General features: G+C 49.0%; 15 protein-coding genes and 1 pseudogene. 8 read left to right on the top strand and 8 right to left on the bottom strand.

Going from position 1 to position 15,549, the window contains the following annotated elements; translation table 11 throughout:
- Window positions 1-13: 13 nt before the first annotated feature.
- A complete protein-coding gene (gene lipB, locus JVX88_RS25175; RefSeq protein WP_211621324.1) occupies window positions 14-775 on the top strand; it encodes a lipoyl(octanoyl) transferase LipB in 762 nt (253 codons plus the stop codon).
- Here the strand turns inward: lipB and JVX88_RS39065 are convergent.
- The 3 genes and pseudogenes from JVX88_RS39065 to JVX88_RS25150 form a co-directional block, all read right to left on the bottom strand.
- Window positions 755-2,407: pseudogene (locus JVX88_RS39065) on the bottom strand (pentapeptide repeat-containing protein); the annotation flags it as partial. The gene lipB and the pseudogene JVX88_RS39065 sit on opposite strands and share 21 nt — an antisense overlap.
- Complete coding sequence (locus tag JVX88_RS25155; protein ID WP_225931170.1) at window positions 2,355-4,307, bottom strand: ATP-binding protein; 1,953 nt, start codon at window positions 4,305-4,307, stop codon at window positions 2,355-2,357. The gene JVX88_RS25155 and the pseudogene JVX88_RS39065, both read right to left, overlap by 53 nt.
- Entirely contained in the window at window positions 4,258-5,631 is a 1,374-nt protein-coding gene (locus JVX88_RS25150) for a hypothetical protein (RefSeq protein ID WP_211621322.1), read from the bottom strand. Before JVX88_RS25150 ends, JVX88_RS25155 begins: the two co-directional genes overlap by 50 nt.
- A 298-nt stretch (window positions 5,632-5,929) precedes the next feature.
- On the opposite strand from JVX88_RS25150, the gene JVX88_RS25145 reads away from it, so the two are divergent.
- A complete protein-coding gene (locus tag JVX88_RS25145; protein ID WP_211621320.1) occupies window positions 5,930-6,136 on the top strand; it encodes a hypothetical protein in 207 nt (68 codons plus the stop codon).
- Window positions 6,137-6,153: 17 nt separating this feature from the next.
- Here the strand turns inward: JVX88_RS25145 and JVX88_RS25140 are convergent, their stop codons facing one another.
- Together JVX88_RS25140 and JVX88_RS25135 are read right to left on the bottom strand one after the other, a co-directional pair.
- Complete coding sequence (locus JVX88_RS25140; RefSeq protein ID WP_211621319.1) at window positions 6,154-6,711, bottom strand: hypothetical protein; 558 nt, start codon at window positions 6,709-6,711, stop codon at window positions 6,154-6,156.
- Between the two features lie 154 nt (window positions 6,712-6,865).
- Window positions 6,866-7,984: a GNAT family N-acetyltransferase gene (locus JVX88_RS25135; protein ID WP_225931718.1), complete on the bottom strand. Its 1,119-nt coding sequence runs from the start codon at window positions 7,982-7,984 to the stop codon at window positions 6,866-6,868.
- Window positions 7,985-8,803: 819 nt separating this feature from the next.
- On the opposite strand from JVX88_RS25135, the gene JVX88_RS25130 reads away from it, so the two are divergent.
- Window positions 8,804-9,064 carry a hypothetical protein gene (locus JVX88_RS25130; RefSeq protein ID WP_211621314.1) on the top strand — a complete coding sequence of 87 codons (261 nt, stop codon included), beginning with the start codon at window positions 8,804-8,806 and terminating at the stop codon, window positions 9,062-9,064.
- A gap of 319 nt (window positions 9,065-9,383) precedes the next feature.
- A complete protein-coding gene (locus tag JVX88_RS25125; RefSeq protein WP_211621312.1) occupies window positions 9,384-9,857 on the top strand; it encodes a DUF937 domain-containing protein in 474 nt (157 codons plus the stop codon).
- On the opposite strand, the gene JVX88_RS25120 is transcribed toward JVX88_RS25125, so the two are convergent.
- Window positions 9,790-10,230: a sigma-70 factor domain-containing protein gene (locus JVX88_RS25120; protein ID WP_211621310.1), complete on the bottom strand. Its 441-nt coding sequence runs from the start codon at window positions 10,228-10,230 to the stop codon at window positions 9,790-9,792. The two genes, JVX88_RS25125 and JVX88_RS25120, sit on opposite strands and share 68 nt — an antisense overlap.
- A gap of 1,202 nt (window positions 10,231-11,432) precedes the next feature.
- Here JVX88_RS25120 and JVX88_RS25115 point away from each other — a divergent pair.
- The 4 genes from JVX88_RS25115 to JVX88_RS25100 are packed head-to-tail and all read left to right on the top strand — an operon-like array spanning window position 11,433 to window position 14,345.
- A complete protein-coding gene (locus tag JVX88_RS25115; RefSeq protein ID WP_211621308.1) occupies window positions 11,433-11,717 on the top strand; it encodes a hypothetical protein in 285 nt (94 codons plus the stop codon).
- A 53-nt stretch (window positions 11,718-11,770) separates the two neighbouring features.
- Entirely contained in the window at window positions 11,771-12,691 is a 921-nt protein-coding gene (locus tag JVX88_RS25110; RefSeq protein ID WP_211621306.1) for a carbohydrate ABC transporter permease, read from the top strand.
- A gap of 45 nt (window positions 12,692-12,736) precedes the next feature.
- Window positions 12,737-13,522, top strand: coding sequence for a carbohydrate ABC transporter permease (locus JVX88_RS25105; RefSeq protein ID WP_211621305.1), 786 nt, complete (start codon window positions 12,737-12,739; stop codon window positions 13,520-13,522).
- A gap of 34 nt (window positions 13,523-13,556) precedes the next feature.
- Entirely contained in the window at window positions 13,557-14,345 is a 789-nt protein-coding gene (locus tag JVX88_RS25100; RefSeq protein ID WP_211621303.1) for an S-adenosyl-l-methionine hydroxide adenosyltransferase family protein, read from the top strand.
- Window positions 14,346-14,361: 16 nt separating this feature from the next.
- Here the strand turns inward: JVX88_RS25100 and glyQ are convergent, their stop codons facing one another.
- Together glyQ and JVX88_RS25090 are read right to left on the bottom strand one after the other, a co-directional pair.
- Window positions 14,362-15,249, bottom strand: coding sequence for a glycine--tRNA ligase subunit alpha (gene glyQ, locus JVX88_RS25095; protein ID WP_211621301.1), 888 nt, complete (start codon window positions 15,247-15,249; stop codon window positions 14,362-14,364).
- 33 nt (window positions 15,250-15,282) lie between these two features.
- On the bottom strand, window positions 15,283-15,453 hold the full coding sequence (locus JVX88_RS25090) for a hypothetical protein (RefSeq protein WP_211621299.1): 171 nt from the start codon (window positions 15,451-15,453) through the stop codon (window positions 15,283-15,285).
- Between the last annotated feature and the right edge of the window lie 96 nt (window positions 15,454-15,549).

Below are 15,549 nucleotides of genomic sequence, written 5' to 3'. Positions count from 1 at the left end.
GGTACAGTTTGCTATGTCTACTCGTCGCTGTTTATTTTATCACTACGGATTAGTGCCCTATGAAACGGCCTGGAACTGGCAGCAATCCTTTGTAGCCGAACGTCGCCAGACTGCTGACTTGGATGATGTATTGCTGCTATTAGAACATCCACCTGTTTACACGCTAGGGCAGGGTGCGAGTTTAGATTTCTTAAAATTTGATCTAGACAAAACGTTACATTTGCTCTACCGCACCGAACGCGGTGGAGAAGTCACCTACCATTGTCCGGGGCAGCTAGTTGGCTATCCAATTCTGAATTTACGTCACTACCGGCAAGATTTGCACTGGTACTTGCGGCAGCTAGAAGAAGTGCTAATTCGGGTTTTGGCCTTCTATGGGCTAACTGGCGAGCGAATTCCGGGTCTGACTGGTGTTTGGGTGGAAGGATGCAAGGTGGCGGCGATTGGCATCAAGGTCAGCCGTTGGATCACGATGCATGGCTTTGCGCTGAATGTTTGCCCTGATCTGAGCGGCTTCGAGCAAATTGTGCCCTGTGGCATTGCCGATAAACCAGTAGGCAGTCTAGCGCAGTTTGTGCCGGATGTTGTCATCGAGCAAGTGCGCCAGCAGGTGGCAAGCTGCTTTGCTGAAGTGTTTCAGGTGGAGTTGGTTGAAGAATCTTTGGCTTATGGAAACCATCCACAGTTCTCCTGTTGCCACATTCCAGAGCCGAATCGTATTGTCGTCGCTGCTGTTGGCCAGGATTTGCTGATCGGGGCTGAAAACCACCGTTGACACGTCTCTGTGGTGTCCCTGTAGCGTATGGAGCAATCGACCTGTTACTGCATCCCAAAGACAGATAAGGTTATCGTCTCCACTACTGGCAATCAGCCGGCCATCTGAGCTAAAAGCCACAGCCCGCACCCGATCGCTATGCCCGCGCAGCAGATGCAGCAGTTGACCTGTGTTCACATCCCATATCCGCACGGTGCGGTCATAGCTACCGGTTACCAACTTTTGCCCTTCCGGACTAAAGGCGATGCCTCGTACCCAATCAGTATGGCCTGAAAACAGGCGTGAAACGCGACCTGTACTGACATCCCAGAGCCGCACCAGATGATCCAACCCACCGCTGGCCAAATTAAATCTGCTGCTGGATGAAGGCGCACAGGCTACGGCTTGTACTCCACCCGTATAGCCACGCAGAATTTTGGTGACTTGTCCGCTGGTGACATTCCAGAGTCGCACGGTGCGGTCGAAACTGCCGCTGGCGAGCGTTTGGTGATCGGGGCTGAAGGCAATAGAAGTGACAGGTTTAGTGTGATCTGATAAAGTACGCAACAGTTGTCCCGTGCTGCTCCACAGACGAATCGTTTGATCTTCGCTGCTGCTGGCTAAGATATATCCAGTTTCTTGAGTGGCAGATGTTTGAGTTGCTGTCCTAGTTGATGATTCTGTGAAAACTTCAGTTAATTGCTGAGAGGCAAAAGCAACCGACAGAACTCGATTGGTATGCCCTTGCAGGCTATGCATCAATTCCCCGGTAAGGAGACTCCAAAGATGAATAGTTGCGTCATGGCTACCACTGGCTAAGAGTTGACCATCTGGGCTAAAAGCGACTGAAGATACTGCCTGTGTATGCCCTTGCAAAACTGTCAAACATTTGCCCGTTTCTACATTCCATAAGCGGATGGTTTGATCGGCACTACCGCTCGCCAAGTATTCACCATCTGGGCTAAAGCAGAGACAGAACACACGGCTTTGGTGTCCCTGTAGCGTCGTGATCAGCGCACCCGTAATTGGATTCCAGAGTCGCACGGTGCAATCATCACTGCAACTAGCCAGCAGGTTTCTGTTTGGGCTAAAAACTACTGACCTGACCCAATCGCTGTGCCCTTGCAGAACATGCAAACAGGCTCCTGTGGCTCGCTCCCATAAGCGAATCGTTTGGTCTTCGCTACCGCTCGCTAAAATTAGCCCATCTGGACTAAAAACCACTGACCAGACCCAGTTACGATGCCCTCTCAAGGTTAAAAGCGGCTGTTCCTGAGCAATATCCCAAAGATAGACTTGACCATTCGTGTCGGAGCGAGCCAAGCATTTGCCCTCTGGACTAAATGTAACCGACAAAGCACATTCCAACGGTTGCGTAAATACAGATTTACTCAGATCGGACTTGTAAAAATTGACTCGATGCAAATTAATATTTTGCAGATCGGCTTGCCAGAGGCTGAGATACGAGAAGTCATAGTCGCTCAAATCGACCTGAAGCTGGCGCAATAGATTAATAATGTTGCCACCTGCATAGCCAGCCTGATTGGGAAACTCCGTTTGCAGCCGAGATAGGATCTGCTTGAGCTGATATTCAATCTCCTTATTGGAACCCAACTGACTGAGCAGGCGGGCAATCAGCGGCAGCAAAATCACCCGAATTTGACTCTCTCGAATGTAATCTTTGTCTTGAGCTTTGATCAGGGCATGGGATTGCAGCAGCGAAGCGGGCGGCACGGGCGAAACACATGAGGTCATCGCCACCTCGGAAAAGCGGTAATCTGACGGTAAAGGTTGCCCCTTGCCCTTCTCCTGCACTTTCAGCATGAATGGTGCCGTGATGAAGTTCAACAATGTGACGGGCGATCGCTAATCCCAGCCCCAGTCCCTTGGCGGAATGTACCCCTTCAGCTTGGCGGAAGCGATCGAAAACATAGGGAAGAAAATCAGCCGCGATCCCACTTCCTGTATCCGTAACCCGAACTTCGGCATTGGCAGGATCTGAAGCATGATCACTGTTCGTCACCGACAGCTCAAGGGTAACACTGCCAGCTGTTGGAGTAAACTTAATCGCATTAGTCAGGAGGTTGGTGAAAACTTGACTGAGGCGATCGCTGTCTGCCATCACGACAACGGGTTCTGTAACATTTTCCTGCCAGGTTAAATGAATGCCTTTGTCTGCTGCGGTTTGAGTTACCGTTGCGATCGTGGTTTGAATCCCAGGCTTGAGTTTGATTGGCTGAGGATTCAGACGGAATTTGCCTGCGGTAATGCGGGAGAGATCAAGGAGATCTTGCACCAGTTTGGCTTGCAGTGTGGCATTACGCTCGATCGGGCCCAAGGCTTTGTTCAGCATCACTGGATTGGGCAGACTACTCCGTAACATGCGCGTCCAGCCGAGAATAGATACCAGCGGGGTATTCAGTTCATGGGAGACAACCGAGATAAATTCATCTTTTTGACGATTCATCGTTCGTGCCTGTTGAAGGGCTTCTCCCCGTAGCTGTGCCATCTGGAGATGGGCAATGACACGAGAGACGAGTTCTTGCGCTGAGAAGGGTTTGATCAAGTAATCATCTGCACCCGATTCCAGCCCTTCCACGATCGCTTCTTCGCCAGCACGAGCCGAGAGCAGGATGATCGGCACTTCTTTAGTACGCGAGTCGGCTCGCAATGCCCCCAGCAATTCAAATCCATCTAGCCCCGGCATCATGACATCACTCAGAATGAGATCGGGCACCTGTTCTTGAGCGACTGCCAGAGCCGTTACTCCATCTGGCACAGCTTCGACTTGAACATGTTCGCCTAAGACATGGGTCAAATACTCTCGCATATCGGCATTGTCATCAACAATGAGAACTTTAGAAGAACGCAGAATGATTTCTGTTTGTGATTCCGGAGATCCGCCTAAATGCTCCTTAATGAGGGGGACTTTGCCGGAATTCTCCCCCCCTATCAAGGAGATCTGGGGGGGATTGGTGGGAAGCCATCGCTCAGCTTCTTCCACATAAGCGGTGGCACTCATTGCAGTGGATGCTAAAGTGCGGGTGGGTAGAATACGATCGCCTTCATCTTGAAGGCGATCGTAAGGCAAGTGTTCTGTTCCAAATGGCAGGCTTATCGTAAAGCAGGTTCCTTGTCCTACCGTGCTGCTCACATCGAGAGTGCCACCCTGCAGTCGCACTAGTTCATGGACCAAGGCAAGACCGATTCCTGATCCTTCATGAGTTCGTGCCTGGGTGCCTCGCACTTGATAGAACCGCTCAAACAGATGGGGCAGGTGTTCGGGAGCAATTCCCGTTCCGGTATCGCGGATTTCGAAAATGACATGAGGTTGTGATGTCAAGCGCTGAGGAGCGAAGATCGCACTCTCAGGTTCTGAGCCTGACGTTTTAAGTTCGGCAGCCAAAGTCTGAGATTCAGAAGTGAATGCTTGAGCTTCAGGAGCCAAAGTCTGAGATTCGGCGGTCAAACTCTGAGGCTCGCCAGCCACGTTCTGAGATTCGTCAGCCAAGTTCTGAGGTTCGGCGGTCAAGTTCTGAGATTCTGCTCCCAATTCTGCTCTTAGGGTTACGGTCGGAATTTTCGGTTGCGTACTTGGCTCGCTCAATTTCGCTATCGCTGCCGGTCAAACCATCTGTCGTGTCGTCTTCTGGTAAACCCGTTAGTACCATTTCGTCGGTCGGGGCAAGGCCATCATCCTCTGGATTGGCTCTCATGTTAGGCTCAGCATCAGCAGACAATGCCTCACTCTCTTCAGTAGCTTTCGGTTGCGACTCGGTTTGGCTGGTTTGTCCTCCAGTCTGACTTTTTTGCTCAGCAGGCTGCTGCTCTGATGCAGTTGGGCCAAGCGGATTATTCAAATTTGTCACAATCATGTCGGCTAACCGATAGCTTTCGATCGTTGTCACGAGCGGGACTGGGCTGGGGCTACCTGGAGCGGGGGTGAGTTGACTGGTGGGGACACGAGTCAGGGTGGCGCTGTTGGTAAAAATCAAGCTCACGGTTGGGTCATCGGGATTCAATACAGGTTGTTGAATCACCGGAATCCGCTCGGAGGAGGTTTTTACCGACCCAGTTAGCACCGCGCTAGAACGTAGCATCCGGGTTAAGGTTGCTTTCGACTGCTGGAAGGCGCTGGGGTTGGCATAGTATCCGGCTAGCTCAAAGCTACAGCCCAACAAGAAAGCCGCAACGGCGGAACCCCCTAGCATCAAAGCACGAGTTGTCGATTTCTGCTGGATAAACCAATGAATCGAGCGGTCGGTCAGGTCCAGCGCGGTGGTTTGTAGGTTGCTGAAGCTGAATTTGATCGACGTCGCTGGTTGCCCAGATTTTTGCCCAGATTTTTGCCAAAAGCGGGAAATGTTGGCCCAATCGGTGGGTAGGCAGCGGAACGGCACGCCGAATTGGGAATTGCGATCTGAGCGAGCAGGTTGGGAGGTGTGCTCAGGACTTACAGTAGGAGCAGTAGGAAGCGTAGATGTTGTTGTAGGGGCCTGAGCCGATTGGGGAAACGCATAGACATTCCCAGTTGATTGCTGTCGATTTTGCCGCTCTGAGGGGGGAATAATCCGGGCCGACTTTTGCCAAAGAATTTGGGGAGATCCCACCATTTGAGCCGTAATCTGCACCCTCTGAATTGCTGGAGAATCCAGCTTACAGAGCCGGTGGCAAATAAAACGCACCAACCGATCTCCATCAGGAACCTGACGACAGACCACCCGCAGCATCAGACCGTCGGATGGATGGGTCTCCACCTGAGCACAAATTCCCTGGGGAACCAGGTAGCGATTCAGCCAAAACGCAATGGCGCGGGAATTGCCTGACTGGGCCAGTTTGATTACAGAAGCTTGCCAGGTACTGTCTAAATTGGTCATTCACTTCACTCCTCTCGGCTCACAAGCTGCTCTGCTTAAATAAGGCTTCTATGTTCTAAGCCAAAAATCATTTGTCAAAGATAACCCAAGCAATTCATTTTGGCTTACTCAAAGAAAAATGCAGCTTGAATCAATGGAAAAATGCCACTTGTAGGACTAGGCCAGTGACCTTTCTCACATGAGGAGAAATTCTAGATCACATCATTCGATCGATCTCAATCAATCTAGGCCGCAAACCGATCAACAACAATTGAGGAGTAGATGTTGCTCAGGGTTCATCATTGCCATGTCGCCCTCCATGATCAACCGCCTTGTTCAATCCGCTTTCCAGACTGGCTACCTCAGTGTTGAGTCTGAAGGTTTGATTCGCCAGGTAATTGCCGTGCGTGGCTATCAAACAGCTGATTTATCTGTGCTAGAAGAACTTCATCAAGCAATTTATAGCGGCAAAATTAAGCGGGAAGCCAGCGAATTCGTCAACTTTTTTACCATGCCTCGCCCGTAGGATTGGGGTCAGTCGAACTAAGGGCGCTGGCGTGGATCGTAATTAGGCACTGCATTCAAGGGGCGAGTGCGTTGGCCAGATTTATTCACGGCATAGGAAATGTAGTGCCGGTCAGTGGTGCCATCAGTCACTTCAATCAGGTACGAAACCTCACCGTTTTTGTGGACAGGTCCCGCACCAATAAACTTACCCTGCTGGTCACCCACGTAAATAAAGCTGACCGTATCAAAGGTCTGGATCCGGTCCAGAAAATAGGCATCCAGCGCTTGCAAATTCTGGGTCTCTAAGTTGATTAGCCCCAACTCAATATCATCGGCCACCAGTTTGACGATTTGTTGCGGCAGTCCTGTATAGGCTTGCAAATGCTGCTGGACTCGGTTCTGCACTTCGCTCATTAGCTGTTGTGCCAGGTTATTCACGGCCTGCTGTCCGTTGATATGGGAAAGGTAACCCACCAATCCCACAATTACGACAATTTGCACAATAAATGGAATACTGAGAACGACTCGCAGCGGTAGACGCTTGAGAATGTAGATCAGCCTAGATCGAAACGCAGATTGAATTGACCGAACCATAGCGGGGGTGCTACTCCAGCGCAAATGCCCTCTTATTGCCCTCTTATTATCGACAAGAGTGGCAGCGAGATATCCCTGGCTCTGTATCGATTATCAATTGATTGCTAATTGAGGCTGATTTTCGCCTCCATGATTTCGCCTCTATGGGTTCGCCTCAACCTTGCTGCTTAAACGGCAGATCTTGGTTGATTGCTTCGATCTCTTGCTGCTCCATCGCGTTGACTTCACTAATATAGGAGCGCAGGATTTTAGCAAACCGAGCATCGTAGAAGCGGTGTAGCGAATAGTTGGGAGTGGCCGGAAACCCCCGCCGCTTCTTGTGCCGACCCCCTGCTCCCGGATCAAAGGTTTGAATCTGGTGCTGAATTGCCCACTCGATAGGCGTGTAGTAGCAGGTATCAAAGTGCAGATTGTCAAAATCTTGCGTTGCGCCCCAGTAGCGTCCATAGAGCTGATCGCCCTTGGTCAGGCAAAACGACATGCCAATCGGATGGGGATTCTGCTCAGCATAAACGGCAAACAGTCCGACTCGGTCGCAGTAGTTGGGATAAAGCTGCTCAAAAAATCTGCGGGTAAGGTACTTGCTGCCCCACCAACCAAACTTGTCGCACGTATCGCTATAGAAGTCATACATGCGAGAGAGCAGGGATTTGGAAATTGCTTCGCCAGTTAAGGATTGGAGCTGCAACCCAGCTTGAGTCACCGCTTTGCGCTCTCGCTTAATGTTACGCCGCTGATTAGCATTAAAGGCCGCTAAGTAATCATCGAAACTTTGAAAGCCCTGATTCGACCAAATGTAGCTATGGTGCAGCCAGCTGATAAAGCCGTGCCGCTCCATCAACAATCGCCAGTCCGGATCCGCATAGAGGAAATTACAGCCTGAAATTCGATGGCGCACGCAAAAGTGATCGATGGCCCCAATCATCAGGTCGGTCAGTTCATCTTCATCTTCGCCCGGCGCGATCAAAAAGCGATAGCCTTCGGCAGGCGTGAAAGGCGACATGCCCAGCAGTTTGGGATAGTACTGAATCCCGAGCCGGTGAGCCAGATCCGCCCACTGATGATCAAACACAAACTCGCCGTAGCTATGGCCTTTGAGGTACAGAGGAGCCGCCGCTATTAAGGTCCGATCTTGCCAGACCGTCAGGTGATTGGGCAACCAGCCTGCTTTGGCGCTGACACTACCGGAGGTTTCCATGTTGTTGAGCCACTCCCATTCCAGGAACGGCATCTTCAGCGGCAGAGCTAAGGCATCCCATTCGGCTTGGGGAATTCCAAATTGGCTGTAAATTCAGGTTGTGAATTCAGAATTATAGAACTTTGATCGCTCTACAACCTGAAATTTCATCATTTAATTAGGATTGTTATGCCGAATGTATGTTGAATAAGAGGATGCACCTCAAAGTTACAGTCAAGTTACAGCCACTCCACATTGTGCTTTCACATTTCGCAGGAGTCAATCCGCATTTTAGGAAATTACAAAATTAAGTTTTACTTCAGGTCCGCTGAATTAGGAAAACAACGATCAAGTAGATTCAGTAAATGCCGATTCGCTATTAGTCAAATAGTAGCCAAGCTTGGGGCAAAGCACCGGCTGAGGCTAAATTGAGGCTGATACTCGCTTGGCAACCTGCCCAGAAACTCACTCAGAAACCGATTCAGAAACTGATTTATAAATCAGGCCAGGAACCAGCCTGAGAACCAGCCTGGGAACTCAGCTAGCGGTTAGAACATCATAGATGAGTACTAAAACTCAAGCACCTGCCGATTCATTCCATTCATTCGTCTTTTCAATGCATGACTTCCTTTTCCTGTCAAGCGCCATAACTTGCAATCTCATGGCAAAAAATGGCTGAATTTTTGCAAATTTTTAGTTTGAGCTAGATCACTAGCATGGCGGATGTTCTGCTTTATGAATTCCCCCTATGCTTTGAAGCGAGGAAGCCTAATCAGACAGAACCAAGTCAGAACTGTATTCCTGTTCCCTCCGCTTCACCGTTTGGTGATTCTGAGGGAGCAGGTTCCCTAAACTACTCAAAGCTTCCAAAAGTATTTCCAGCTGAATTGTAGGGTGCTTAAGAAGGTGATTCCTGTGAAGTTGAACAGGTTGGTAATTTTCTTAGTGCTGACCATATCCGCTGCAATTTTCGGACTGTTACCCGAATGGTCGGCCAGATCAGATTCTTTGCAGAAGACAGCCCATCGTTATTACATTCAAGGCTATCAGCAAGGTAAGGCGGATGCGATGGCTCTCAAGGACTTTCAGCCAAATTTGCAGGTGACTGATCGGAAAGCACTCGAAGCGCAGTATGCTCGTGGATATAGAGATGGTTATAAGCTAGTGAATCGCTAAGCGGAGACACAAGCGGCCCATATGCCCTGGTTACCTAGCTATGAGCACGCGTACATTTTCTGTTTTGTCTAAACTGAATGCCTGAGTTACATGGCCAGATGCTGTAAGTTGCAAGGGGGCAGTTCTAAACTCTGAGCTGTTACCAACAGTTGCTACGGCATACGAGGTTCGGCGTTACAGGTAGAAAGAGTTGAGGTTAAACTCCTACATTCATTCATTGATTAGTTCAGGAATTTGTTGATTCGTAGTGCCTTAAATCGATCTGACCTAACTCAATCTTTACCTGATTTTAATTCACTGATAATCATGAGGTAAACCGATGGGACTATTCTTTGATGTTTTGCAGGCAATCAATAATCCTAATCAGCAAGGAAGCGTTTCGCAACTTGAATCCATTACTCGCTCAGTTCAGCAAGCGACAAGTAATCAAGGCATCGATGCAGGCACAACCCAATCTCTGGTATCGGCATTGGGCAGCTTTCTCCAACCGGCCCTGCAACAACAGCAATCTATGATGGGAAAAAATCAACTAGAAACGTTACTCGGTCGCTTTGGCACTGGCACAACCACGGCTAGTGCATCTACTGTCTCAGCTTTGTTTCCACCCCAGATGCAGCAGCAAATGATTCAAACCATTGCCCAGAAAACTGGCATAAGCCCCAATATTCTACGGAGTATTCTGCCGCTTCTGATTCCAGCTGTGCTAAGTCTCCTCGGTATGGGAGCTAAAACGACTGGAACGGGTGGCGGCGTTCGGTTAGCTCTAATTTGGCTGCGACATCTGCTTTGGTAGGCATCCGCCCTAGTTCATCTTGCAATTGTTGCCGCAACTCTTCGACTTCGCCTAAAAACTTAACGCGGCGAGCCAGTTCTACCTCTTCGTTGGGCTTCAGCAGCGGATAGCGAGCCATTTCTTTGAAGAACGCTCCGACTGCATCGTCCGAGATGGTTTTGCGATATCCCGAAGCGCGGCTAGCCATCAGATCTTCGAGGTCTTCTTCTGAACCAAAACCAATGATGGCGGCCATTTCACTGCCTTCGACAGCACGCGCAGCTTCAGAAATGTCCATAGACTGAACTATATCTGTTTCTGTCTCACTTAAATAGGCATCGCCCAAATCAGCTAGCCGTAATGGATCCGTTGAATTAAGAATGGAATTGCTCATTATCTGTAAGTTGTAATTGAATAACGCCGTCGTAGTTTTGTGGGTCAACTGTTTGGGTCGATTGGGGCCAACAGGGTAACGGTGCGTAACCAAGTTTGATCAACCTAATCAAGGAATGCAGCAGTAGCTAAACCTCGTGAGAAAATGCCTGCTGTCAGATGCAACCAATTTCAATCAAACCAATTAAATAAAGCGGTTCTCATCGGTTATTCATTTCCTTGGCATTAGCCTGCCATTAGCAAACGCAACCCCATTCTCCATAAGCCAAATTCGTTCGATTTCATTCGATTTCGTTCGGTATAACTAAATCAATTACTTGAATCGATCCAATCACCAAACTAGGTAAACCAAATCGGGACAATAAACCTAGGAATAAACTCCAACAGTGCAACTCGCTGTTGAGCAATCACCTAAATTCAAGGTTTTGAGAAGCTATTGAGAGATAGCTGCAAGAACAACAATCGCCTAGCGAAACAGCGGCAAAAAACTTTCTGAAGACTCTATCGAACTGATTACCAGAAACGAAATAATGTCTGCCCAACTAATGATTTCAACTTAAGGCTAATCTACAGGACTTTTCCCCAGTGTCAAGCCTAACTTCAGAGAGATTTAAATCAACGCTGCTATTTGCTAAGAACTCAGCCCTCCAAAAAATACAGCTACAGGGTAATGGATTCCGCTCCTAAATGCAAATGGATTAACCAACATTGGCAAACTGCTGTGTAACAGCATCTTTGCAACTTCGGAAAACGCCCCTAACTGCTTGAAGCACCCCAACCTTAGAACTTGGCTGAAGGTGAGTCTAATATAGCAGTCTCTCGTCTGATATCAAGTACCCAACCCAAATTTTTTGCAAAAAATCGGTTGAGTCGGGCAGTGCAATCCGTGCAACTCAGTGACTGCAACGCTTTTTGTAATAAAACAGTAATCTAATAATTTGTGAAATCAATCTGGGATGGGCCATTGGCTTGTCTAGCGTTTAGGGCCATCGCTGCCTCGCCCACTTCAGCTTGTTCAGCTTAAGAAATTTAAAGTCCTTAAATGAATGAAACAAAAGATCAACTTAAGTATAAAATTGCCAAGTTTTATCTCAGTCATTATTCAGGCAATCGGATATGCTTTAATCCTTCCTCAGTTCTGATTCGGTTTGATTCCGGTTTAATAGTAGTATAAATGTACTTAAACACGCTGCCTGCACTGCTATGATATTCGCCGTAGCTGAGTCCCACTTAAGTTACTCTGATACATCCCTGCCGCAACGGTGGATCGAAGTCTTGGTCGATTGTCCGGGCGCGCAGGGGTTATACACCTACTCGGTACCGCCGGATCTGCCAGTGCAAGCAGGTGATGTCTTGAGTGTGCCGTTTGGGGTGCAACAGGTTGGCGCAATTGCGATTCGCTGGATCGATCAGTTACACACACGGGGTATATCAGGTAGAGACATATTCGGTGAACAATCTTCACATCCATTAGAAATACCTGCCTGACTGCACCCTTGCAAATAGAATTCCGAGGCAATTCCATTTACAGTTATTAAATTATGTCCTCTTCATTAGCTGTAGACCGTCATCCTGAAACTCGACCGCCTGAGCGACGCACTCGCCGTCAGGTTTCAACGTTGCCGCTGGTGGCTCCTTCGGTGATTGCCTTGCTGTTGTGGATGATTGTGCCACTGGCAATGACAATCGGGTTTTCGTTTCAGCGGTATAACTTACTGAATCCAGATGCGCGAGAATTCATCGGGCTGGGTAATTTCACGTTCATCCTGAGTGATCCGGGCTTTTGGATTTCGATTGGCATCACCATCATTCTGGTTGTCTCAGTTCTAGTGATCACGATTGGACTGGGTACATTACTTGCTATTCTGTTCGATCAGGAGTTTCCCGGTCAAGGAATTGCGCGAGTGCTGGCAATTTCTCCTTTCTTTGTCATGCCTACCGTCAGTGCGCTGATCTGGAAAAACATGCTGATGCACCCGGTGAACGGGTTGATTGCTCAAATTACAAGAGGCTTGGGTCTAGGGGCAATTGACTGGTTCGCTAATTTGCCGCTACTGGCGATCATCATCATTGTGTCGTGGGAATGGCTGCCCTTTGCGCTGCTGATTTTGTTGACAGCCATTCAATCGCTAGATCACGAACAGATCGAAGCAGCTCGCATGGATGGAGCCAAGCCCATCGCCTTGTTCCGGTTTGTAATGCTGCCCCACCTTAGCCGCGCGATCGCCGTGGTGGCGATGATTGAAACGATCTTCTTCCTCACCATTTTTGCGGAGATTTTTGTTACGACCGGAGGTGGCCCTGGATTGGCAACCACAAACCTTGCCTATTACATCTTCCTGAAAGCGCTGCTGGAATTTGATGTGGGTGGTGCTTCAGCCGGTGGTTTGATTGCCGTAATTTTAGCAAACATCGTCGCAATCTTTTTGATGCGGAGTGTAGCTCGTAATTTGGATACTTAACGGGAACTCAATAGGGACTTAATAGGGACTTAAAGGACACTTGAAATGGCACGTAAAAACTCTCGTCAATGGCTATGGGCAGTGCTGGGCTGGTTAGTAGCTGTCCTCCTGTTTTTCCCGATTTTCTGGATGTTTCTCACCAGTTTTAAAACGGAAGTCGCGGCGGTTGCCACACCCCCGCAGTTATTTTTCCGGCCCACGTTGGAGAACTATGTGGCAATTCAAGACCGGGCGAACTATTTCAACTATGCGCTGAATAGTATTGCTGTTTCGCTAGGATCAACCTTCCTGGCACTGCTGCTTGCCATCCCTGCCGCCTATGCAATGGCATTCTTTCCAACTAAACGCACGAAGGGAACGTTGATGTGGATGCTGTCCACCAAAATGCTGCCCTCGGTTGGGGTGTTGGTTCCGGTCTATATTTTGTGTCGGGAAGCGGGGTTATTGGATTCTCGCATTGGTCTGATTATTATCTATACGCTGATCAACCTACCAATTGTCGTTTGGATGATCTACAGCTTTTTCAAAGAAGTTCCCAAAGAGATTTTGGAAGCCGATCGGATGGATGGTGCCAGTACCCAACAAGAACTGCGTCATGTCTTGCTACCCCTCGCGCTGCCAGGCATTGCTTCTACTGCCCTGCTGTCGATCATTTTGTCCTGGAATGAAGCCTTCTGGAGCCTCAACTTGACCACATTTGATGCCGCTCCACTCACAGCCTTTATTGCTTCCTTCTCCAGTCCCCAGGGCTTATTCTGGGCAAAATTGTCCGCTGCATCCACACTGCTAGCCGCTAGCGAAACCCATCAAAATAGGTTAGGCTGCCGCTAGCATGTTTGCACATTTTTTCTCTTGAGCTTATTCCATGTTCATTTCGTTGATTGCGGACTACGGTATCGGAGATCCCGCCTTTGCGGAAGTGAAACAGCAATTGCTGTTGGGCATCCCTCAAGCCCAGATTCATGAACTCTCTGTGCCGCCCTTCAGTACCTTGGCTACTGGTTTCTGGATTGCGCAGCTAGGGTTGAATCCAGGTCCAGCAGAGCGTCTGATTTATCACAATTGCGCTCCTCGACAGGATGATCCAGAAGCTCGACGCAACAATGAGGGAGAAGGGTTGACCTATGCGCTCCTCACTAACGGCATCAAGGTGGTCGGCGTTAACGCTGGATATACGCTTTCCTTTATCAAAAACTACGCCAAAGAAATCTATACAGTTAACGTCTCGCGTGGTGGTTCCCAGTTCCGCTCTCGGGATGTTTTTCCTCCAGCCGCCGCCGCTATTGCCCATAACGATTTGTCTCTGCTAGGTAATCCGATTGAACCGAGTCAGATCCCGGATGTGCCCCTCGACCGGATTGCCTGGATCGACGGCTACGGCAATATAAAAACCACGATTCCGGCACATACGCTCAATTTGGAACCTGAAACCAAAATTGTGATCCGAATCGGCGATATTGTCAGCGACGCTGTTTATTCCGACGGCAGTTTCCGAGTCCCTGAAGGTACACTCGCCTTTGCACCTGGCAGTTCCGGCTGGACAGCCACCGATGGTCAGCCCCTCCGCTGGATGGAGCTATTCCTTAGAGGAGGAAGCGCTTGGGCCAGGTTTGGGAAACCCAAAGTCAATCAAGCCATTACTCGCCTTAGTTGAGCAACCTCAATCGCAATTAAGCTGCCTTGGCCTCAGACTCTTTCATCAGTGGAAATCCTAGCTCTTCCCGCTGCTGTAGATAGAGCTGGGCGACTTGCCGTGCCAAGCTACGAATGCGACCAATATAGCGAGTTCGCTCGGTTACAGAGATCACACCTCTGGCGTCGAGCAAATTAAACGTGTGGGAACACTTCAAAACCTGGTCAAACGCGGGCAGAACTAGCTTGGCTTCCATCAATCGGTGAGCTTCACGCTCATAAATACCAAACAGAGTAAATAGCGTTTCCGGATCAGAAGCCTCAAAGTTATAGGTCGAGTTTTCAATCTCTGATTGAAGAAAAACATCGCCGTAGGTGAACTGATCGTTCCATTGGATGTCAAAAATCGCGTTGACTTCCTGGAGATACATTGTCAGGCGCTCCAGACCATAGGTAATCTCGATTGACACGGGGCGGCAATCAATTCCACCACACTGCTGAAAATAGGTGAATTGAGTGATCTCCATTCCATCCAGCCAGACTTCCCAGCCCACACCCCACGCACCTACAGCAGCGTCTTCCCAGTTGTCTTCCACAAATCGAATATCGTGATCCTCTGGTTTGATGCCCAACGCCTTTAGGGAATCTAAATAAACATCCAAAATATTTTCTGGTGATGGCTTAATCAGCACTTGATACTGATAGTAATGCTGCACCCGATTTGGATTTTCTCCATATCGACCGTCTGCTGGACGCCGACAAGGCTCCACATACGCCACTGACCAAGGTTCTGGACCCAGCGCTCGCAAAAATGTATGCGGACTTTTGGTGCCAGCTCCCTTCTCTGTATCGTAAGGCTGAACAATCAAACAGCCTCGGTCACTCCAAAACTGATGCAGCGTGGCAATCACCGACTGAAAATTCACGAGAACCCATCCTTTCAACACTATTCTGGTTAATCAATTCTGGCTAATCAATTGTCGCTTAACGCCCCAGAGCCAGGAACTGCGTTTTGCAGTCTGCTGCGGCATTCCGACACCTTCTCGCACCGCTTCAGGAATGTCCTGGGCTGGGAGTTCTGACAGTTCTGGCAGTTCATCTGAGATCTGCGGTAGACCTGTATCGTCCACAAGTCAATCCTCCTGCGTTAGGTTCTGTCACAAATCTAGTCAATTCTAGACCAGGGCGATTGCCTTCCCTATGTTAGCGAGCCAACCGCAAAACGA

This window comes from Leptolyngbya sp. 7M (genome assembly GCF_018128485.1).
Note: the sequence above shows the minus strand (reverse complement) of the source record. Positions and strands in the feature narration are given on the sequence as shown.

What these genes read in the sequence shown, in the direction of transcription:
- lipB (WP_211621324.1), top strand. Translation starts at nt 14, where the DNA reads ATGTCTACTCGTCGCTGTTTATTTTATCACTACGGATTAGTGCCCTAT.
- JVX88_RS25150 (WP_211621322.1), bottom strand. Translation starts at nt 5,631, where the DNA reads ATGACCAATTTAGACAGTACCTGGCAAGCTTCTGTAATCAAACTGGCC.
- JVX88_RS25145 (WP_211621320.1), top strand. Translation starts at nt 5,930, where the DNA reads ATGATCAACCGCCTTGTTCAATCCGCTTTCCAGACTGGCTACCTCAGT.
- JVX88_RS25140 (WP_211621319.1), bottom strand. Translation starts at nt 6,711, where the DNA reads ATGGTTCGGTCAATTCAATCTGCGTTTCGATCTAGGCTGATCTACATT.
- JVX88_RS25125 (WP_211621312.1), top strand. Translation starts at nt 9,384, where the DNA reads ATGGGACTATTCTTTGATGTTTTGCAGGCAATCAATAATCCTAATCAG.
- JVX88_RS25120 (WP_211621310.1), bottom strand. Translation starts at nt 10,230, where the DNA reads ATGAGCAATTCCATTCTTAATTCAACGGATCCATTACGGCTAGCTGAT.
- JVX88_RS25115 (WP_211621308.1), top strand. Translation starts at nt 11,433, where the DNA reads ATGATATTCGCCGTAGCTGAGTCCCACTTAAGTTACTCTGATACATCC.
- JVX88_RS25110 (WP_211621306.1), top strand. Translation starts at nt 11,771, where the DNA reads ATGTCCTCTTCATTAGCTGTAGACCGTCATCCTGAAACTCGACCGCCT.
- JVX88_RS25105 (WP_211621305.1), top strand. Translation starts at nt 12,737, where the DNA reads ATGGCACGTAAAAACTCTCGTCAATGGCTATGGGCAGTGCTGGGCTGG.
- JVX88_RS25100 (WP_211621303.1), top strand. Translation starts at nt 13,557, where the DNA reads ATGTTCATTTCGTTGATTGCGGACTACGGTATCGGAGATCCCGCCTTT.